Here is a 20,231-nt window from a genome sequence, read left to right as displayed (position 1 = left end):
TATCTTATTGATCTTTGTCACATATGGGGCGGCCCGCAGCCTCGGCAACCGTCTCTCTCTCATCTTGGTCAAGATTGTCTTGATAACCCTGCCCGCGATGGCCGCCTCAGAGCCAGTACGCATCGTGGCCCTTGGGGATAGTCTGACGCAGGGCTACGGGCTTATCCAGCAGGACGGGTTCACCGCGCAATTGCAACGCTGGCTCGATGCCCATGAGGCGGAAGCGACCATCGTCAATGCGGGTGTGTCTGGCGACACGACGGCAGGCGGGCTGAGCCGAGTCGATTGGACGCTGACGCCGGATATCGACGGCATGATCGTGGCGCTTGGCAGCAATGATCTGTTGCGCGGGCTGTCGCCCGAGCTGTCGCGGGCCAATTTGACCGGCATTATGGAGGCGGCAGAGGCAAATGACATTCCTGTTCTGCTGGTCGGCATGCAGGCCCCTGGCAATTATGGCGCCGAATACAAAGCGCAATTCGATGCGATCTACCCGGAACTGGCCGAAGAGTTCGGCACGCTCTATTTCGAAGGTTTCCTGAAACCGCTCACCGATTTGGCACCTTGGGAACAGATGCTCGACACCCATATGCAGCCCGATGGCATTCACCCGAATGCAACCGGCGTGTCGGTCATTGTCGAAGCGATGGGGCCGACGGTTGCCGAACTTGCCGATCTGGCGCGAAAGTGAATTTACTCAGGGCTTTGGGTGATCGTCGTAGTCGCCGGTGAGGATGCGGTTCGCATCCCCGTCCGGGTCGTCATATTGCCGCGAACGGATCGACCAGAAGAACCCCGCAAGCCCAAGCCCACCGAGAAAGATCGAGATCGGGATGAGATAGACGAGCACGTTCATGATTTACCTCGGAGGCGCAAAGCATTGAGCGACACGGTGATCGAGCTGAACGACATGGCCAAGGCGGCCGCCAAAGGCGTGGCGAACCCCGCCAAGGCAATCGGCACAGCGATCAGGTTGTAAAGCGTCGCGATATTGAAGTTTTCCTTGATCCGCTTGGTGGCGGAGACGGCGACCTGCGTGGCCTCGCCCAAGGGCGCGAGCGTTTTGCCCAAAAGCACCATGTCAGACACGACCCGCGTCGCCTCCAAAGCAGAGGCCGGGGAAATCGACACATGGGCTGCGGCCAGTGCTGCGGTGTCGTTGAGGCCGTCGCCCACCATCAGGACCTTGCGCCCGGAGCGGGTCAATTCACCCACGCGCAGGGCTTTGGTCTCCGGCAGGCATTCTGCATCCCAGGCTTCGATCCCGATCCGCCGGGCAATGTCGGCCACGGCGGCGGGCGCATCGCCGGAGAGCAGGACCACATCCTTGCCCTGACGTTTCAGCGCGGCGACCGCCTCAGCGGCACCGTCGCGCAGGTGATCGACAAAGGCGAAAGCAACAGGCGCGTCCTCACCGATCTTGAGATAGGTGGCGGTTTGCGACAGGGCGTCCGCGCCGAGCCAAGTGGCGCGGCCAAGGCGCACAGTTTCGCCGTTCAATTTGCCCTCGACACCCTGCCCCGGCACCTCAACGATATTGGTCACATTGGCCGGGGTCACGTCGGCGGCACGTGTGGCATCATAAAGCGCGGCGGACAAAGGATGCGCAGACCCCGCAGCCAAGGCCATCGCCACACCGCGCGCATGCGGCGAGATTTCGCGGAGGTTCGACAGCTCCGGCTTGCCCTCGGTCAGAGTACCGGTCTTGTCGAAAACCACGGTGTCGACCTCGGCCAGACGCTCGAGCGCGGTGGCGGATTTGATCAACATCCCTGCGCGGAACAGATGCCCGGAGGCAGCTGTAGTCACAGCAGGTACAGCGAGACCCAAGGCACAGGGACACGTGATGATCAGAACCGCGACCGCGATGTTCAACGAATGACGTACATCACCCGTGCCGATCATCCAGCCGACAAAGGCAAACAGCGCCAAAAGATGCACGACGGGCGCGTAAATCTGCGCCGCACGGTCGGCCAGAGAGGTGTATTTGTTGCGCGAGGTTTCCGCCATGGCGACGAGATCGGCCATGCGATGCAGCGAACTGTCCTCGCCTGCGGCGGTGACCTTGACCACCAGTGGGCCGGTCAGATTGACCTCGCCTGCCGAAACGATGGTATCCACACCCGCCTCAACCGGCAGGCTTTCGCCCGTCAGCAAAGAGCGGTCCAACTCGGAGGCGCCTTCGACGACGATGCCATCCACAGGCACCCGCGCGCCGGGCACGACGCGCACCAAAGCCCCTTTCGCCAGTTCGGTGATCGACACCACGGTGCCGTCGGCCAAAGTGGCGCGGGGCACTTCGAGGGCGGCCAGTTCTTCGGCGGCGGAGCGCGCCACGGAGCGGGTGCGGTAATCGAGATAGCGCCCGGCCAGCAGGAAGAAGGTCAGCGACAAAGCCGCATCGAAATAAGCGTGACGCCCGGATTCCATCGTCTCGAACAAAGACATGCCACCGGCCAGAAGAATGGCGAGCGAGATCGGCACATCCATATTGAGGCGCTTGGCCTTGAGCGCGGTCCAGGCAGAGCCGAAAAACGGCTGCGCGGCATAGGCGATCGCGGGCAAGGCGATGGCGGCGGAAATCCAGTGGAACATGTCACGCGTGACATCGGAGGCGCCGGACCAAACCGCAACGGACAGGAGCATCACGTTCATCATCGCGAACCCTGAGACCGCGATGCGGGTCAGGATGGCGCGGCCTTTCTTGTCCGTTTCAGTCGCAGAGATCGCGCCCGCGTCCAGCTCATAGGCCTCGTAACCTGCGCGGGTCAGCGCACCGATCAGCGTGTCGACAGAGACGTCTTCGTCGGCTTCGATCTGCGCGCGTTTCAGCGTCAGGTTGACCCTTGCTGCGCGCACGCCGGGTTGTTTCATCAACTCGCGTTCGACGCCCGAGATACAGGCCGCGCAGTAGATCGCGGGCAGAGACAGGACAAAGCGCGTGTCACGCACATCACGCGCATGCGCCGCCTCTTCGGCGGCGGGGGCCGCAACACAGGCCGGACAGGCCGAGATTTGGACCTCAGACATGTTGGTCTCCCGCGCTCAGCGCTTCACATGAATGACAATGCGTTGGGTGAAATGCGTGCCGTCCACCGCCTTGGCGACCATGCGGTAGTTCCAGTTGCCTTCAGCGAGCTTGCCGGTTTCGGCCACATAGGCCTCGCCGTTGAACACGAACTCCGGGTCTTGGTCATCCACCACAGTGGTCGCGCGCCCTAGTGTGCCGCTGATCTCGGCGACCTCGACGGGGTTGCCCTCCGCATCGCGAATATAGACAAAAAGGTTTTCCTGATCGTCCACCGCCTCGACGGTCCAGCCCAGAGCTTCCTGAGCTTCTTTGTCACGATTGAAGGTCTGAGAGACGCCGTAGGAGTTGGCGGTCTCGAGGCCAGGGAAGGTCTTCACGGCCTGAACGGCCATGAAGATGTTGACACCGATGATGATGGCAAAGGCCGACACCGTGATGATGAGGACGTGTTTACCGGTAATCTCTTTTCCAGTGATTTCGCGTGCCATGTTTATTGCCCTCGCCCATTGAACACCGAAGAGACGGAGACGCGTTCGTTGGACTCGCCGTCTTCGACCCAGAAAGTGAACTCTGTGCGGTCGGACGTCGCCGCCTCGGAGCCTGCGGGGGCTTCGACATAGGCGCGCACGATCCGCATTTCGTCGGCGTTCACGGGGATCGTATCGCCCGCGTCCGTATCGGAATCCTGCAACGTCACCGTCAGAGTATCGTCGCCCGTGACGCTAACACGGAACTCACGGGTTTCGCCATGCTTGTTGCGCAGACGCAGGTCGTAAATGTTGCGGATCGCGCCATCGGATTGCAGGACGTAGGTCGGGTTGCGCACCGGTGCCACGGTCATGTCGATGTCGGAGCGGATGAACAAAGCAAATAACAAAGCAAAGCCCACTGCGGACCAGAGCACCGTGTAGAGAATGGTGCGCGGGCGGAAGATGTGTTTCCAGACGGGCTTCGGCTCTTCCCCCGCGATCTCACGCGGCTCGTCGGTCAGCGCCATATAGTCGATCAGGCCACGCGGCTTGCCGATCTTATCCATCATTTCGTCGCAGGCGTCGATGCAAAGCGCGCAGGTGATGCACTCAAGCTGTTGCCCATCGCGAATGTCGATGCCCATCGGGCAAACGTTCACACAGGCCATACAGTCGATACAATCGCCAAGGTTCTCCGCGCCTGCGCCCTTGCGGTGTTTGCCGCGCGGTTCACCCCGCCAGTGACGGTAGCCGACGACCAGCGTGTCTTCATCCATCATCGCGGCCTGAATACGCGGCCAAGGACAGGCGTAGATACAGATTTGCTCCCGCGCGATGGCGCCAAAGAACACGGTCGTCGCGGTCAGGATCGCCATGGTCAGATAGGCCACAGGATGCGCATGCCCGGTCACCAGATCGATCAAAAGCGTCGGCGCATCAGTGAAATAGAACACCCAGGCCCCGCCGGTCGCCAGACCGATCAGAACCCACGAGAGGTATTTGAGCGCCCGCAAGCGGACTTTGCGGAAATCCCATTTCTTTTGACGATGCAGACGCAGACGCGCGTTGCGGTCGCCTTCGATCCAGCGCTCGACCAGAATGAACAGGTCCGTCCAGACGGTTTGCGGGCAGGCATAGCCACACCAGACACGCCCGGCGGCGGAGGTAAACAGGAACAGGCCAAGCCCCGCCATGATCAAAAGACCCGCGATGAAATAGAATTCATGCGGCCAAATCTCGATCCAGAAGAAGAAAAAGCGACGATTGGCCATGTCGATCAGGATCGCCTGATCCGGCAGCTCAGGCCCACGGTTCCACCGGATCCACGGCGAGAGGTAATAAATCCCCAGCGTGATCGCCATGATGATCCATTTGAGATTCCGAAACTTGCCTTTGACACGGCGCGGGAAAACCGGCTCGCGGGAGGCGTAAAGTTTTTCTTCGGGGGGGGTGTCGGTAGAGCTCATGGAGCGTTGCCTTTTTACACTGTTCGCGTTTTCACCTTATTGCGGGCGAGGGTTTACAGAGCCTTGATGTGAATCAAACTTTTGTGACCCTCGGGCAAAGATGCATCAAAAACACGCCTTTTTCCTGCGACATCCTGCCTCACACCTCCCGATGCGAAGAGAACATCGATAGAAAAAGCCGCGGCGCTGGCGTGCCGCGGCTTTCAAAATTTGTGGACACCGACCCCGAAGAAACGCGCGAACAGGATCAAGGGCCGGTGCCGCAACCCGAGCGTCGCCGCCCGGATTCGAGTGTTATTGGCCGCCGCCCAACTGGTGGACGTAGAGCGCGGCTGCGTTCACTTCGGCTTGCGACAGACGCTGGCCCCAGGCCGGCATCACGCCGAAACGGGCGTAGTAGACCGTCTCGTAAACCGTGTCGTGATCACCACCGTAGAGCCAGATGGCGTCGGTCAGGTTCGGTGCACCTTGGTAGATGTCACCCGTGCCGTCTTCGCCATGACAAGAAGCACAGTTGACTTCGAACACTTCCGCACCAGCGGCCGCGAGATCGAGATCATAGGTGCCACCCACGAGGTTGGTGCCGTCGCCTTCGGGATCAGACAGGGACATGGCAAACGCCACGGCCTGATCGATTTCCTCTTCGGTCAGCAGCTCGTCTGCGCCGAATTTCGGCATCTCGGAGTAGCGGGCCTCGTCGGTTTCGTTACGAACGCCGTGCTGAACGGTATAGGCCACCTCGTCGATGGTGCCACCCCAGAGCCAGTCGTTGTCCAGCAGGTTCGGGTAACCTGTGTTGCCAGCAGCCCCCGAGCCGTGACACTGCGAACAGTTGGCCCGGAACACGGCAGCGCCCATGTTCACACCATAGTTGTGCACGTCAGAGCCAACCTCGATCGCGGTGATGTCGGCGGCTGCAAGCTCTGCGTTCACGGCTGCGTTCATCTCCTCGAAAGAGGCGATCTTGTCGGCCACTTCGGCGCGGGTCGACCAGCCGAGCATCCCGGTGGTGGCGCCTTTGACCAGCGGCCATGCGGGCATGGCGATGGTATAGGCAATGCCCCAGATGATGCAGAGATAGAAGGTGTAAAGCCACCAACGGGGAAGCGGGTTGTTCAGTTCTTCGATCCCGTCCCACGAATGGCCCGTGGTTTCCACGTCTTTCTTATTGCTCATGTCCTCGCCTCCTTTTCGGCGGGTTTGTCTTCATGCCGGAAGATGATGTCGGCCGTGTCACGATGTTCCTTGCGGGAGCCCGGGCGAAACGCCCAGAACACGACGCCCACAAAGAACAGGAACATGGCCAAAAGCACCCAGCTGTCGGCAAATTCGCGAAGGATGTGATAATCCATCTCATCAACTCCTTAGCGGGAGGCGTCGGGCGTAAAGGTCGAGAAATCGACCAGAGTACCGAGCATCTGCATATAGGCGATGAGGGCATCCATTTCCGTGATACCGTCTTGACCGTCGAAGTTGGACACAACAGCGCCGGGGTAGCGTTCCAGAAGGCCATCGGTGTCGGCCCACACATCCACCTGCGTTGCAAAGTCTTCTTTCGCCAGCTCGATCATCTCGTCGGTGTAAGGCACACCCACGATGCGATGCGCGGACAACAGATCCTCGATATATTCGCCATCGATGTAACGATCCGCGAGGAAGCCATATTTGGGCATCACCGATTCCGGGACCACGGATTGCGGATCGGTGAGGTGATCCACATGCCAGGCGTCCGAATACCGACCGCCCACACGGGCCAAATCGGGTCCGGTCCGCTTGGACCCCCACTGGAACGGGTGATCGTATTTCGATTCCGCTGCCAGCGAGTAGTGACCGTAACGTTCCACCTCGTCGCGCATCGGGCGGATCATCTGCGAGTGACAGACATAGCAGCCTTCACGCACGTAGATTTCCCGACCGGTGAGCTCCAGCGGGGAGTAGGGGCGCACGCCCTCTACATCCTCGATGGTGTTTTCCAGGTAGAACAGCGGAGCGATCTCGACGATCCCGCCCACGGTGACGACCAAAAGGGCGCCAACCATGAGAAGCGTTCCGTTGGTTTCGATGATCTTATGCTTATCAATGAGAGCCATATTCGAAACCCTCCCTTATTCGGCCGGCACGGCAGCAGCTTCAACCGCTTTCACGGGGCTGCGACGCACGGTCATGACGAGGTTGTAGCACATGATGATCGAGCCGGTGAGGTAGAGCACCCCGCCCAAAGCACGCACCACATACATCGGATGTTTGGCGGACACGGTGTCGGCGAAAGCGTTCACGAGGAAGCCTTGGCTGTCGACTTCGCGCCACATCAGGCCTTCCATGATACCGGTCACCCACATCGACGCGGCGTAGAGCACGATGCCGATGGTGGCGAGCCAGAAGTGCCAGGACACGAGACCAAGCGAATAGAGACGCTCACGGTTCCACAAACGCGGCACGAGGAAGTACAGAGCACCAAAGGTGATCATCCCGTTCCAGCCCAGAGCACCGGAGTGCACGTGACCGATGGTCCAGTCGGTGTAGTGAGACAGCGAGTTCACAGCCCGGATCGACATCATCGGACCTTCAAAGGTCGACATGCCGTAGAAGCCGATGGAAATCACCATCATACGAATGACCGGATCGGTGCGCAGTTTGTCCCATGCGCCAGACAGCGTCATCAGACCGTTGATCATCCCACCCCAGGACGGCATCCAGAGGATCACGGAGAACACCATGCCCAGCGTCGACGCCCAGTCGGGCAGCGCGGTGTAGTGCAGGTGGTGCGGACCGGCCCAGATGTAGAGGAAGATCAGCGCCCAAAAGTGGATGATCGACAGTTTATAGGAGAACACCGGACGTTCGGCTTGTTTCGGCACGAAGTAGTACATCATGCCCAGGAAGCCTGCGGTCAGGAAGAAGCCCACAGCGTTGTGGCCATACCACCACTGTGTCATCGCGTCCTGAACGCCGGACATCACCATGACCGAGCGCGAGCCCAGGAAGGAGATCGGGATCGCCAGGTTGTTGACGATATGCAGCATCGCGATGGTGATGATGAAGGACAGGTAGAACCAGTTGGCGACGTAGATGTGCTTTTCTTTGCGCTTGAAGATCGTGCCCATGAAGGCCAGCAGATAAGCCACCCAGACGATGGTCAGCCACAGGTCGATGTACCATTCCGGCTCAGCGTATTCTTTCGACTGGGTCACCCCCATCAGATAGCCGGTCGCGGCCAGGACGATGAAAAGGTTATAGCCCCAGAACACGAACCAGCCGAGGCCGCCGCCCCAAAGACGCGCCGCCGAGGTGCGCTGCACCACGTAGAAAGAAGACGCGATCAAGGCGTTGCCGCCAAAGGCGAAAATCACCGCGGAGGTGTGCAGCGGGCGCAGACGCCCGAAGTTGCCGTATCCTTGCAGGAACTCGAAGTTCAACTGCGGGAAAGCAAGCTGGAAGGCAATGAACGTCCCCGCGAGGAAGCCCACAACGCCCCAGCCGGCGGTGGCGATGACACCGGCGCGCACAACGCCGTCAAGATAGCCGGTCGGAGCCGGTTTGACGTCACCCGTCGTGCGCAGGGTGTAGATAAAGGTGATGGCTGCTGCGGCCATAAAGATGAGCGCATGCACTTGATATGCAAAATCACGCCCGTAGTTGGCGGCAAGGCCGAAGAGAATCACGGCGATCCCCAGCACTGCCAGCTTGATATAGTTCCACATGTTGCGTCCCTTCGTTCATTCGCCCTGTTCTTTGGGCATAGTCGTCCCGCGTTCGACCCACGGGTGCCGACAGTGAGCGGTTTGTCTCACATCTCTGTGACCAGCCTTGATCTGAGTCAAAACACTCACATTTAGGATTTTTCTGCGTTAAATTCCCAGTCTCTCTCTTTTGAACCGCGATGATCCGTCGCAGGTCTGTCCGCAGTCCTGTTCGCAGGACAATTCTGCCCCTTCTCAGCGATTTCACAAAGACAAAATGCAACCCTCACGTGCACAAACCGTAAAGAGGGGTATTTTTGTTGATCTCAATCAATGCGATACTCACTGAATGGACTCATGATCTGTTCAGAAACGATAGATACGCGAATGGAGGCGGACATGCCCTTCAAGACCATCACAACCATCATCTGCAATATGGACGCCGACCGTCATGCGCTTGACGCAGCGGTGGCTCTGGCCCGACGCGAAGAGGGGCACCTCGACGTGATTTGCCTCGGCCTCGACCGGACACAGCCGGGATTTTATTACGCTGGCACCAACGCCATGGCTTTGCAGGACAACCTGCAACAGGCGCAGGCCGACAGCAAAAAAATCGAGGAAGAGGTCAACGCCTACCTCAAGGCCGAGGAAATCCCCTGGGTCACCAACCCGGTGACGGCCCAGATGGCCGGTCTGACCCCGCAGCTCGCGCATTTCCTGCGCTTCTCCGACGTGGTCGTCCTGCCCCGCCCCTATGGCGCCGGTCGCGGACATGAACACGAAGAGATTCTCGAAGCCGCGCTGTTCTCCGGCCATGTGCCCGTGCTCGTCGTTCCCGATGGCGTGAACGTCCCCGCCAGCATCGACCGCGTGGTCGTGGCTTGGAACGAAAGCGCCGAGGCTCTGGGCGCCGTGCGCTCCGCTCTGCCGATCCTGCAAAAGGCCGATCTGGTGGACATCACCATCATCGATCCGCCGCAACACGGGCCCGACCGCTCCGATCCGGGTGGCACCCTGTGCCAGATGCTCGTGCGTCACGGTGTACGTGCCGAGGTTTCCGTTCTGGCCAAAACCATGCCCCGCGTCTCCGACGTCTTAATGCGTCAACTGACCGACAAGGACGCCGACATGCTGGTGATGGGGGCCTACGGTCACTCGCGGTTCCGCGAATCCATCTTGGGTGGCGCAACCCGGCATATGCTTGAGCTTGCCGAGCTTCCGGTGCTGATGTCACACTGACATCTCATTGATAGAAAAAGAAAAACGCGCCTCAGGGCGCGTTTTTTCATGCCTTTCTGTCGACCTGATTTCAGATCATCAGGCCGCCGTCGGTGTCATCGCCGGTCTCGATCTGAAGCCGATCGAAATCGGGAATCACCACCTTGCGCTTGCCCTCAAGCGTGATCACCCCATCGCGTTTCAACGCAGACATCTGGCGCGACACGGTTTCCAGCGTCAGCCCGAGATAATCCGCCATAGCCTCTCGCGTGAGCGGCAGTTCGAAATTCATGCCGTCGCCGGCGGTGGTCAGCTCGAGAGACGCTTCGCGCCGCGCGATGATGGCCAGCAGAGAGGCAATCTTTTCCCGCGCCGTCTTGCGCCCGAGAATCAACATCCACTCCCGCGCCGCATCCAATTCGTCGAGCGTCATTTCCAACAGGCGCTGGCTGACATGCGGCGTGCGCAGCATCATCTGCTCAAAGGGTTTGCGCCGAAAACAGCACAGCGTCAGATTGGACACCGCGACCACATCATAAGGCGCCGCATCGCGCCCAGGACGTCCAAGGAAATCCGACGGCAGCAAAAGACCCACCATCTGGGTTCGCCCGTCTTCCATCGCTTGGCTCAGGGACGCCACGCCAGTCACGACAGAGGCCACGAAATCCATACGGTCCCCGGACCAGACAATCGGCTGCCCCGCCTCATAGGAGCGATAATATTTGATCGCATCCAGTTCCTCGAGCTCATCCGTTTCGCACCGCGCACAAACGGCCCGGTGGCGGATCGGGCAAGAACCGCATTCCTTATGGTCAAATGTCATATCGCTCATCAGTGCGCTCGCAATTCTTGATCTGGGTCAATGCACCAAATCTATGATTCACTAGAGCGTATCCCTATGAACAAACACACGCAACTCCGCAAGCTTGGCCTCTTCGATGCCCGTGTGCCTCGGTACACGAGCTATCCGACAGCGCCGCATTTTGGCAACACAACCTCTGCGGAGGATGTGCAAGGCTGGCTGAATTCCCTGAATTCTGCACAGCCAATCTCGCTCTACGTGCATGTGCCTTTCTGTCGGCGCCTCTGCTGGTTCTGCGCCTGCCGGACGCAGGGCACAAGCACCGCAGGCCCGGTGGCCACCTATGTCGAGACGCTCAAGGCGGAACTGGCCCTGATCAAGGCGCAGCTTCCCAAAGGCATCGAAATCGGCCACCTGCATTGGGGTGGCGGCACGCCGACTTTGCTCGAAGCCGAGATGATTGCGGACCTTTCCGCCGCCATCCGCGATGTGGCGCCTTTCGCCCGGGACTATGAATTCTCCGTCGAAGTGGACCCGAACGAAATCGACGACGCCCGTCTCGATGCGCTGGCCGAAGCGGGGATGAACCGCGCCTCCATCGGGGTGCAGGATTTCGATCCGCAGATTCAGGAAACCATCGGTCGCATTCAGTCCTATGAGACGACGAAAGCCGCCGTCGACGGGCTGCGCGCGCGGGGTATTCGGTCTCTGAACGCCGATATCCTTTATGGCCTGCCCGGTCAAAACCCTGAGAAAATCTCCGAAAGTGTTCAAAAACTCCTGTCGCTGTCCCCCGACCGTGTGGCGCTTTTCGGCTATGCCCATGTGCCGTGGATGGCGCGGCGTCAGAACATGATTCCGACCGACGCGCTGCCGACCCCCGAAGAGCGGCTTGACCTATTCAACATCGCTCGCGATCTCTTTGTCTGGGACGATTACGCCGAAATTGGCATCGACCATTTCGCCAAGAAGGGCGATGGCCTTGAGGTCGCGCAGCGCACCGGCAAACTGCGCCGCAATTTCCAGGGCTACACCGACGACAAATGCCCGACCATGGTGGGCGTCGGCGCCTCGTCGATTGCGAAATACCCGCATGGCTATGCCCAGAACCAGCCGTCCACCTCGAAATATCAGGCCGAGGTGCGCGCCGGAAACCTGCCCATCGCGAAGGGTCATGTGTTCTCGCCGGAAGATCACCTGCGTGGCCGCATCATCGAAGCCCTGATGTGCGATTTCCGCGTCGAATCCGCAGAGCTCGCACAGAACTTCGGCCTCTCCGCCGAAGGGTTCGACGCCTTTGCGACCAGCGTGCAAGAGGCCTTCCCCGAGATGCTCGACATTTCACCGGAGCGCATCGTCATTCGCGAAGAGGCGCGGCCTCTGACCCGCATGATCGCCCGACATTTCGATGCCTATGACATGACACAGGCACAGCATTCCTCGGCGGTTTGACCCCGCTCATATCGCTCTTCAAAGACCCGCTTATGGCGGGTCTTTTGCTGTCCGCCCCTTGCCTTCCCCTCTTGCCTTCCCCGGCGAATTACAGGACACCCGGCGCAACAACCGGAGACCGACCATGGACATTCTTTCCCGCCTTCAATCCATTACGCCGCATGTGCTCACGGGCGAGGACGCCCTGCCCTATGGCCGCGATTGGGTCGGGAAATACGAAACCGCTCCGCTGGCCGTGGTGCGTCCCGCCACGACCGAAGAGGTCTCTGCCATTTTGGCCCTTTGCCATGAGACCGGTACGCCCGTGGTGCCGATGGGCGGCAACACCGGGCTGACGGGGGCCACCGCCGCAGAGGGCGCTTTGATCCTTTCCCTCGATCGGATGCAAACCATCCGCGAGATCCGTCCCGAGGCGCGCCTCGCTGTGGTCGAGGCCGGGGTGATCCTTCAGAACCTGCACGAGGCCTCCGCCGAGCATGGCCTGACATACCCGATGACCTTTGGCGCGAAAGGCTCCGCACGGATCGGCGGCACTTTGGCCACCAACGCGGGCGGTTCCAACGTGCTGCGCTACGGCAACACCCGCGACCTCTGTCTTGGTATTGAGGTCGTGTTGGCGGACGGGCGTGTGCTCGATCTCATGAGCGAGCTGCACAAAGACAATTCGGGCTACGATCTGCGTGATCTGATCATCGGCTCCGAAGGCACCTTGGGCGTGATCACCGCCGCCGTGGTGAAACTCGCGTCCCTGCCCTTGGCCTATGCCTCCGCCATGGTCACCGTGCCGGATCTCTCCGCCGCGCTTGATCTGTTGAACACCTTGCAAACCCGCACCGGCGGCATGGTCGAGGCGTTTGAGTATATGCCGCGCGACTATATGGCGAATTTGAAACGCTTCCGCGCCGATCTGACCCCGCCTTTGGGCCATGATCAGGACCATACGATTTTTCTGGAAGTCGCCTCAACCATGGCGCGCGACTGCATCCCCGACGAGACTGGCCAACTGCCGCTCACCGCGCATCTCGAAGAGACGCTGGGCGAGATGTTCGAAGAGGGCCTCGTACTCGACGCGGCACTGGCACAGAGCGAGGCGCAGCGACGTGTGATGTGGGAAATTCGCGAGGCGGCGGCGGAAATTTCGGTGGCGATCAAGCCCGTGGTGATCAACGACCTCTGTGTGCCTTTGGATCAGATCGAGACCTTCCTGAGCCGCGCCGAGACCACGCTGCGTGCGCTCGATCCCGGCTTTGGCACCTGTGTCGTGGCCCATCTGGGCGACGGCAACATTCACTACACGGTCTATCCGAGCACGGATGATCTTGCCGATCCGCTGATGGAAGCGGTGGAGGACATCGTGAAAGACATGCGCGGCAGTTTTTCCGCCGAACACGGCATCGGGCTGTCGAAACTGCCGTCGATGCGGCGGCGCAAGGACCCGGTGGCTTTGGAGATGATGCGTGCGGTCAAGGCGGCGTTTGACCCGAAAGGGATTTTGAACCCCGGAAAAACGCTGCCCTAAGCGTTATTTCCAGTCAAAGAACCCGGCGCCCGCACGTTCCAAAAGCTTTGTCGCAAGTTCAACACCCATCGCCGCGCCATTTTCGACCGGACCGGAGATTTCATCCATCAGGCTCTCAGAGCCATCGGTGCGCAAAATCTCGCCACGCAGACGCAGCGTGCCGCCTTCGATCTGCGCCAGACCCGCGATTGGGGTCTGACAAGAGCCGTCGAGTTTCGCCAGAAACGCGCGTTCACAAGCCATCGCCTGTCCCGTCGGCACATGGTGCAGCGCGGCGAGCATCTCGGCGATATGGCTGTCAGCCGCGCGATGTTCGATTGAAATCGCGCCCTGCGCCACGGCGGGGAGCATCTCTTCGGCGGTGACCGCCTGACGCGGCACGTCGTCATAGCCCAGGCGGTTGAGCCCGGCCATGGCAAGGAAGGTCGCATCGGCCACACCCTCTTCGAGTTTGGTCAAACGGGTCTGAACGGAGCCGCGGAATTCCACGACGTTGAGATCGGGCCGCTTGTTCAAAAGCTGCGCTTTGCGGCGCAGGGACGACGACCCAACGGTCGCGCCCAACGGCAAATCTGCAAGCGCCTTGCCATCCAGCGTGATGAACGCGTCAAAGGGGTTTTCGCGCTCCAAAAACGTGCCGAGCACCAGACCCTCAGGCTGTTCCACCGACATGTCTTTCGTCGAATGCACCGCAATATCGACCTCGCCGTTCAACAGCCGGTCTTCGATCTCTTTCGAGAACAGCCCCTTGCCGCCCAACTCGCGCAGCGCGCGGTCCTGTACCCGATCGCCGCGCGTGGAGATCGCGACGATCTCAAAGACCGCTTCGGGCAGATCGAAAGCCTGCATCAACAGCGCGCGCGTCTCATAGGCCTGCGCCAGCGCAAGCGGGGAGCCACGGGTGCCGATTTTCAGCGGTTGAGCGGGGGTCGGGAGCGTCAATGTCATGGCCAAGGCTTACCTGCGGCGGATCGGCCTGACAAGCGCGGAAAGTGCCTTGTGCGCTTGACAAATCCGCGCAAGGCAGGGACCAGTGCGGGGCAGTATGAATGGGAGGCCCAGATGACCGACAAGACGATCCTGAAAGCTCTGAAAGGCGAAACGCAAAAGGTTCCGCCGATCTGGATGATGCGTCAGGCCGGGCGGTATCTGCCGGAATATCGCGCGACGCGGGCGGAGGCCGGGGATTTCCTGTCGCTGTGCTACAACTCCGATCTGGCCGCCGAAGTGACGCTTCAGCCGATCCGTCGGTTCGGCTTTGACGCCGCGATCCTCTTTGCCGACATCCTTTTGCTGCCACAGGCCTTGGGCGCCGATCTCTGGTTCGTCACCGGCGAAGGCCCGCGCCTCTCGACCATCACCGAAGACGCCGATTTCGCCAAGCTCAAAGGCAAGGACGACATCCACGACAAACTCTCGCCGATCTATGAAACGGTAAAAATCCTCTCGACCGAGCTGCCAAAAGAAACGACGCTCATTGGTTTTGCCGGCGCACCCTGGACCGTGGCAACCTATATGATCGCGGGCCGTGGCACGCCGGATCAGGGGCCTGCGCATGCGCTCCGCGAAGGCAACAATGCCTTGTTCGAGAAGGTCATCGACCTTCTGACCGTTTCGACCATCGAATATCTCGACATGCAAATTCGTGCGGGTGCCGAAGTGGTGAAAATCTTTGATAGCTGGGCCGGGAGCCTCAAGGGGGAGGCCTTTGAAAAATACGCAGTCGAGCCAGCGCGGATCATCACCCGCGAATTGAAACGTCGCCATGGCGACATTCCAGTGATCGGTTTTCCGCGCGAAGCGGGCGACGGCTACATCGATTTCCACAAGAAAACCGGCGTTGATTGTGTGGCGCTCGACAATTCCGTGACACCCGAATGGGGCGCCGAACATGTGCAGGTGGACGGCTGTGTGCAGGGCAATCTGGCCTCCTCACATATGGTTACGGGGGGGCAAGCCCTGATCGACGAGGTGCGCCATGTGCGTGCCGCCTTCTCAAAAGGCCCGCATATTTTCAACCTCGGCCATGGCATCACGCCGGATGCAGACCCGGACAATGTCAGCCTGATGATCGAGACATTGAGAGAGACCGTCTGAGCGATCCCGAACGACAAAGCCCCGCCAAAGAGCGGGGCTTTTCTTTAGTCCTCATCGTGTGACGCGCTGTTGAGCACGCCCCGATAATTCAACCAAATCTCTTCGCACTGATCGCGCGCCCACGGACCGCAACCGTGCAGGATTTCGTATTTCCCGATGAGATACGGCAAAGATCCGACACTCGGCGCCTTGTGGAACTGCCCCAACAACAGCACTTTCTTTTCCATATCCGACAGCTCCGCCCGCAAGATGCGCGCATATCTTTGTCGCAACTCAGAGGCCCGCTTTTCATCCGTGACAGGCAGGGCCTCAAGCTCTTCGAGACAGTACCGCAGGAAATTGTAATACCCACCCGGAAACATCTCCCGCGCATCCTTGCCAAGGCTCTGGCTCTCCCTTTCGCCGACATCCTCACACAAAGTCAGACATTGGTCCTGCGCGTCTTGATTGGCCTGCATCTCTTTCTGCTCGCGCAGCCAAAGGTCATGCCAAAACATGAATTGTGCATGGAACTGACTTTGCATTTGCAAGGATTGCTGGGCCTGAAACTGTGCCACCTGTTGGTTGTGCGCATCCGCCGCACGGGACAATTCCCGGGTCTGTTCCTCGACACTTTTGCGAGTTAAGGACAATTCCTGACGCTGCCAGGTCAGGGACACCAGAAATCCCGCAAAGGCCAGGCCGCTGAACAACGCGTTCAACAGCCCCATGGAATCGCCAAGCTCATTCCAGGCCAGATTTGTCGGACGGTCCAAAGACAGAACACTCCAGACATTGATCGCAAACAAAACCGCAACCAGCATCAGCGCCAAAAAGGCGAACCCATATTTTTTCATAAACATCCTAATGCACATAAAGACTTAAAGTATATCTCACACCCACTTCGCCATCGGCGGCAGGGACATCAAGACCGCATCTGGGTTGTGGCCCGTTTCAAGGCCAAATTTCGTGCCGCGATCATAGACAAGGTTGTATTCGGCATAGAGGCCCCGGTGGACGAGTTGGCGATCTTTGTCCATCTCCGACCACGGCATGTCGCGGCGTTTTTCTGTCACACCGAGAAAAGCCGGAAGGAAGGCGCGGCCCACGTCTTGGGTAAAGGCGAAATCCTTTTCCCAATCTCCGGTGTTCAGATCGTCGTAGAAAATTCCGCCGACGCCCCGCGCACGGCCCCGGTGCGGGATGTAGAAATACTCGTCCGCCCAGGCTTTGAAGCGCGGGTAATAGTCGGGATCATGTGCATCGCAGTGTTCTTTTTGCACCGCATGAAACGCCGCCGTGTCTTCAGAATATTCGATGCAAGGATTCAGATCGGAGCCGCCGCCGAACCACCAGCCATGCGGGGTCCAGAACATCCGGGTGTTCATATGCACGGCAGGCGTATGCGGGTTCTGCATATGCGCGACCAGCGAAATGCCTGCCGCCCAAAAACGCGGGTCGTCTTTCATCCCCGGCAGACCTTTGCGCGCGGCCATCGCCATTTGGGCACGCTCACCCAAAGTGCCATAGACGGTGGAGACATTGACGCCGACCTTCTCAAACACGCGTCCGCCGCGCATGACGGACATCAACCCGCCACCCGCGTCCGAGCCGTCTTCAGACTCGCGCTCAGTCTCGGTCACCTCGAACCGACCTGCGGGACGCCCGGCGAAAGGACCGCTCAACTGCGTGTCTTCGAGGGCTTCAAAAGCCGAAACGATCTGATCGCGCAGGTTGCGAAACCACGCGCTCGCGCGTTCTTTTTCGGTCGTCATCTCGTGGCTCATCGGGCGTGGTCCTTCTCTTTCTGCGCAGCATGCCAGAGGTAACAGCAATCCTGTAGCGGCGGCAAGTTCCCTTCCCCTGCGACGGAAAGGCGCTATGGTGGCGTGTAAACGTCAAAAGGAGACTCGTTATGCGTTGGCTCATTCCCCTCGCCATTGTGCCGCTGCTCGCGGCCTGTTCAGAACAACAGATGTGCATCTCGCGCGCGACCAAAGATTTGCGCCAAGTGCAAGGTTTTATTGCCGAAGCCGAGGGCAATCTGTCACGCGGCTATGCCTTGGTCGAAAAGCAATATGTCGATTATGACATCCGCCGCTGTGGCACCACGGATGAGGGCAAGGCGATCTATTGCCGTGAGCGCGACATCCAAACCCGGCGCGTGCCGAAATCCATCGACCTCGATGCCGAGGCCGCAAAACTTGCGGCTCTCCAAAAGAAAGAGGTGCAGCTTTCGGTTCAGGCGCAGGCCGCCGTCGACTCCTGCAAAATTCAATATCCTGAGTAAGGCTCAGTGCGTCGGCGCAAGCACCGGATCCACCAGGGTCCGGCCACCGTCGACCGTCAGGATTTGCCCGGTCATGAACCCGGAACAATCCGACGTCAGATATTGCACCGTCTCCGCCACTTCCGAGGCGGGGGCGACGCGGCCGAGGGGCGTCTTTGACACGATCTCGCCCCGAAAATCCGGGTTTTCGGCCAATCTGTCCTTGAGGCTCGAACTCATCACCGACCCGAAGGCCACCGCATTCACCCGGATGCGATGCGGCGCGAGAGACACAGCCATGGCGCGGGTCATCTGATCAACTGCCGCCGACGAGATTGAAAAGGCCAAAAGCTCCGGCTGACACCGCCGCGCCGCAATCGACGACAGATTGACGATCGAGCCGACCAAGCCCTCATCGTCATCGGATTTCTCAGAGTTCTTGATCATCCATTTCGCCACCTGTTGCGTCAGACGCAGCGAGGTCATCAGGTTCTGCTCCAGAAGATCGGCAACATTGTCCTCCTCGACCGAGAGAGGATCGCTCATCAACACCTGACGCGAGGCATTCACGAGGATATCGACACCGTCAAAGGCGTCAATCGTCGCAGACAGCAGATTGGCGATGGTCAGTTTTTGACGCAAATCCCCGGCGAAATAGGCCAGTTTGGTCTCTTCGGCCTCGGCCTCTTCACCGTATTCGGCGACCAGGCTGGCCTCATCCATATCGGCGCACATCACATAGGCGCCTTGCTCCAGAAAATGCCGCGCGACGGACAGACCGACGCCATTGGCGGCACCTGTGATGATGGCCACCTTGCCCTCAATCGAAAAGCTCATCAGAGACTCCCTGTTGTGTTAGCGCCGAGACTAAAGCTTTGTGGCGGCCCTGCGAAGGGGTTTCGCAGCGTGAAGCAATTTGAAACCGCCGGTGACGGCAATCTCATCGACCGTGCCAAAGAGAGAGGCAAGTGTCGCCTCATAGGGCAGTTGCCGGTTGGCCACCAGCCAAAGCTGGCCCTGTGGTGACAGCATCCGTGCCGCGGCGGTGATAAAGGCCTGACCCAGTGCCGGGTCCGCCGCCCGCGTGGTGTGAAACGGCGGGTTCATGATCACCGCATCCAAAAGATGCGGCGGCTTGAATTTGGTGGCGTCTTCCCAATGGAACTGTGCGCGCTCGTCCGTGATATTGTCCTTCGCAGAGGCAATCGCGGCGGCTTCGGCCTCGACGAGATGCAGCTCTTTCACACCTTCGCGCGCCAGAATCGCGCGAGACAGATAGCCCCAGCCCGCGCCAAGATCGGCGATGCGCGCCGGAAGTTTCGCAGGCAAAGCCTCGGCCAGCGCCTCGGACGCCTTGTCAATGCGGTCGACGGAGAACACGCCCAGTCGGGTGGTAAAGCCGTCGATCAAATGGAGCGGTCCGGGATTGGCCCAGTCCGAGAAATCCCCCCCCGAGAACCGGATCGCCTTGCCATGCGCTTTGGAGACGACCTGCGTCTCGACCCGTTTCTTGATGTCTTTCCAGAGGCTGTCGATGCCATCGGTCTTTTGCCCGTCTACAATGACTTGGTCCGCGCGCGCAGCGGCATCTGCAATCAAGGCACGCGCTTCGGCCTTGGCACGCGGCACAGCGACGATGGCGAGATCGAATTGACCGTCTGCTTCGGTCACGACCTCATAGCCTTGCGCTTTGAAGGCGTCGGCATCGGGTTTAAAGCCCTGCACGATCTGTACCTCAGCACCTTTCAGCGCAGAAAGATCGGCGTCGGAGCGCGGGCGATAGACCGCGACACGGGACGGGGGAGCCCCATCAAGCAGGAGGAAAAGACGCGGAGACACCATGTCAAACAGGCGAAACGCCTATTCCTTTTCCATGGTGCATTGCAGCGGATGCTGATGCCGACGGGAAAAATCCATGACCTGCGTGACCTTGGTTTCCGCGATCTCATGCGGGAACACGCCAACCACGGCGAGGCCCTTTTTGTGCACGGTCAACATGATCTCCGTCGCCTGCGCATGTCCGATCCCGAAGAACCGTTCGAGCACCAACACGACGAATTCCATCGGCGTGTAATCGTCGTTGAGCAACATGACCTTGTAAAGCGGCGGACGCTTCGTCTTCGGCTTGGGTTTGAGCGCAAGACCGACATCGCCGTCCTCATCCGAACGGTCGTCATTGTCAGCCATCATCTGCGGTGCGAGGATCACTCGGGCCTCCGATTGTCGCGTCTCTGGGGTTTGGGTTCAC

General features: G+C 59.8%; 21 protein-coding genes. 6 read left to right on the top strand and 15 right to left on the bottom strand.

All coding sequences use genetic code 11. The features are described 5' to 3' along the window. The first annotated feature begins 7 nt into the window (after window positions 1–7). Entirely contained in the window at window positions 8–691 is a 684-nt protein-coding gene (locus ACN0X0_RS11660; RefSeq protein ID WP_417279284.1) for an arylesterase, read from the top strand. A 6-nt stretch (window positions 692–697) separates the two neighbouring features. On the opposite strand, the gene ccoS is transcribed toward ACN0X0_RS11660, so the two are convergent. From ccoS to ccoN, 8 genes are all read right to left on the bottom strand, one after another. Further along, window positions 698–856 carry a cbb3-type cytochrome oxidase assembly protein CcoS gene (gene ccoS / locus ACN0X0_RS11655; protein ID WP_167602613.1) on the bottom strand — a complete coding sequence of 53 codons (159 nt, stop codon included), beginning with the start codon at window positions 854–856 and terminating at the stop codon, window positions 698–700. Further along, window positions 853–3,030 carry a heavy metal translocating P-type ATPase gene (locus ACN0X0_RS11650; protein ID WP_417279283.1) on the bottom strand — a complete coding sequence of 726 codons (2,178 nt, stop codon included), beginning with the start codon at window positions 3,028–3,030 and terminating at the stop codon, window positions 853–855. The genes ccoS and ACN0X0_RS11650 overlap by 4 nt, the downstream gene beginning before the upstream one ends. Before the next feature lie 15 nt (window positions 3,031–3,045). Then, the gene (locus ACN0X0_RS11645; protein WP_226554659.1) at window positions 3,046–3,519 is read right to left on the bottom strand and encodes a FixH family protein; all 474 of its coding nucleotides are present in this window, start codon (window positions 3,517–3,519) and stop codon (window positions 3,046–3,048) included. A gap of 2 nt (window positions 3,520–3,521) precedes the next feature. Continuing rightward, on the bottom strand, window positions 3,522–4,967 hold the full coding sequence (gene ccoG, locus ACN0X0_RS11640; protein ID WP_417279282.1) for a cytochrome c oxidase accessory protein CcoG: 1,446 nt from the start codon (window positions 4,965–4,967) through the stop codon (window positions 3,522–3,524). A 294-nt stretch (window positions 4,968–5,261) separates the two neighbouring features. Then, complete coding sequence (gene ccoP / locus ACN0X0_RS11635) at window positions 5,262–6,143, bottom strand: cytochrome-c oxidase, cbb3-type subunit III (RefSeq protein ID WP_417279281.1); 882 nt, start codon at window positions 6,141–6,143, stop codon at window positions 5,262–5,264. Continuing rightward, the gene (locus ACN0X0_RS11630; protein WP_219785056.1) at window positions 6,140–6,319 is read right to left on the bottom strand and encodes a cbb3-type cytochrome oxidase subunit 3; all 180 of its coding nucleotides are present in this window, start codon (window positions 6,317–6,319) and stop codon (window positions 6,140–6,142) included. The genes ccoP and ACN0X0_RS11630 overlap by 4 nt, the downstream gene beginning before the upstream one ends. A gap of 12 nt (window positions 6,320–6,331) precedes the next feature. Beyond that, window positions 6,332–7,057, bottom strand: coding sequence for a cytochrome-c oxidase, cbb3-type subunit II (gene ccoO, locus ACN0X0_RS11625; RefSeq protein ID WP_417261193.1), 726 nt, complete (start codon window positions 7,055–7,057; stop codon window positions 6,332–6,334). A 15-nt stretch (window positions 7,058–7,072) separates the two neighbouring features. After that, window positions 7,073–8,668: a cytochrome-c oxidase, cbb3-type subunit I gene (gene ccoN, locus ACN0X0_RS11620; protein WP_226554654.1), complete on the bottom strand. Its 1,596-nt coding sequence runs from the start codon at window positions 8,666–8,668 to the stop codon at window positions 7,073–7,075. A gap of 378 nt (window positions 8,669–9,046) precedes the next feature. On the opposite strand from ccoN, the gene ACN0X0_RS11615 reads away from it, so the two are divergent. Further along, the gene (locus ACN0X0_RS11615) at window positions 9,047–9,886 is read left to right on the top strand and encodes a universal stress protein (RefSeq protein WP_417279280.1); all 840 of its coding nucleotides are present in this window, start codon (window positions 9,047–9,049) and stop codon (window positions 9,884–9,886) included. A gap of 70 nt (window positions 9,887–9,956) precedes the next feature. On the opposite strand, the gene fnrL is transcribed toward ACN0X0_RS11615, so the two are convergent. Continuing rightward, window positions 9,957–10,697 (bottom strand): transcriptional regulator FnrL, encoded by a 741-nt coding sequence (gene fnrL / locus ACN0X0_RS11610; RefSeq protein WP_417279279.1) that lies wholly within the window; start codon window positions 10,695–10,697, stop codon window positions 9,957–9,959. A 66-nt stretch (window positions 10,698–10,763) separates the two neighbouring features. On the opposite strand from fnrL, the gene hemN reads away from it, so the two are divergent. Next, window positions 10,764–12,119: an oxygen-independent coproporphyrinogen III oxidase gene (gene hemN / locus ACN0X0_RS11605; protein ID WP_417279278.1), complete on the top strand. Its 1,356-nt coding sequence runs from the start codon at window positions 10,764–10,766 to the stop codon at window positions 12,117–12,119. A gap of 124 nt (window positions 12,120–12,243) precedes the next feature. Further along, window positions 12,244–13,638 carry an FAD-binding oxidoreductase gene (locus tag ACN0X0_RS11600; protein WP_417279277.1) on the top strand — a complete coding sequence of 465 codons (1,395 nt, stop codon included), beginning with the start codon at window positions 12,244–12,246 and terminating at the stop codon, window positions 13,636–13,638. A 3-nt stretch (window positions 13,639–13,641) separates the two neighbouring features. Here ACN0X0_RS11600 and hemC read toward each other — a convergent pair whose 3' ends face one another. Beyond that, window positions 13,642–14,586, bottom strand: a complete 945-nt coding sequence (gene hemC, locus ACN0X0_RS11595) for a hydroxymethylbilane synthase (protein WP_417279276.1) — start codon at window positions 14,584–14,586, stop codon at window positions 13,642–13,644. A gap of 114 nt (window positions 14,587–14,700) precedes the next feature. Between hemC and hemE the strand changes: the two genes are divergently transcribed. Beyond that, window positions 14,701–15,735 carry a uroporphyrinogen decarboxylase gene (gene hemE, locus ACN0X0_RS11590; protein ID WP_417279275.1) on the top strand — a complete coding sequence of 345 codons (1,035 nt, stop codon included), beginning with the start codon at window positions 14,701–14,703 and terminating at the stop codon, window positions 15,733–15,735. Between the two features lie 44 nt (window positions 15,736–15,779). On the opposite strand, the gene ACN0X0_RS11585 is transcribed toward hemE, so the two are convergent. Beyond that, the gene (locus tag ACN0X0_RS11585; protein WP_417279274.1) at window positions 15,780–16,571 is read right to left on the bottom strand and encodes a hypothetical protein; all 792 of its coding nucleotides are present in this window, start codon (window positions 16,569–16,571) and stop codon (window positions 15,780–15,782) included. Between the two features lie 36 nt (window positions 16,572–16,607). Then, window positions 16,608–17,501, bottom strand: coding sequence for an oxygen-dependent coproporphyrinogen oxidase (hemF, locus tag ACN0X0_RS11580; RefSeq protein ID WP_417279273.1), 894 nt, complete (start codon window positions 17,499–17,501; stop codon window positions 16,608–16,610). Between the two features lie 128 nt (window positions 17,502–17,629). On the opposite strand from hemF, the gene ACN0X0_RS11575 reads away from it, so the two are divergent. After that, window positions 17,630–18,004 (top strand): hypothetical protein, encoded by a 375-nt coding sequence (locus ACN0X0_RS11575; protein WP_417261202.1) that lies wholly within the window; start codon window positions 17,630–17,632, stop codon window positions 18,002–18,004. A 3-nt stretch (window positions 18,005–18,007) separates the two neighbouring features. Here ACN0X0_RS11575 and ACN0X0_RS11570 read toward each other — a convergent pair whose 3' ends face one another. The 3 genes from ACN0X0_RS11570 to clpS are packed head-to-tail and all read right to left on the bottom strand — an operon-like array spanning window position 18,008 to window position 20,170. Beyond that, entirely contained in the window at window positions 18,008–18,820 is an 813-nt protein-coding gene (locus ACN0X0_RS11570) for an SDR family NAD(P)-dependent oxidoreductase (RefSeq protein WP_417279272.1), read from the bottom strand. A 30-nt stretch (window positions 18,821–18,850) separates the two neighbouring features. Next, window positions 18,851–19,825, bottom strand: a complete 975-nt coding sequence (locus tag ACN0X0_RS11565) for a class I SAM-dependent methyltransferase (RefSeq protein WP_417279271.1) — start codon at window positions 19,823–19,825, stop codon at window positions 18,851–18,853. An 18-nt stretch (window positions 19,826–19,843) separates the two neighbouring features. After that, window positions 19,844–20,170, bottom strand: a complete 327-nt coding sequence (clpS, locus tag ACN0X0_RS11560) for an ATP-dependent Clp protease adapter ClpS (RefSeq protein WP_226554718.1) — start codon at window positions 20,168–20,170, stop codon at window positions 19,844–19,846. Window positions 20,171–20,231 lie beyond the last annotated feature (61 nt).

It is taken from the genome of Celeribacter sp. (assembly GCF_048270365.1).
Taxonomy (GTDB): Bacteria; Pseudomonadota; Alphaproteobacteria; order Rhodobacterales; family Rhodobacteraceae; genus Celeribacter.
The sequence above is the reverse complement of the archived record's forward strand: the minus strand, read 5'-3'. Positions and strand labels throughout refer to the sequence as shown.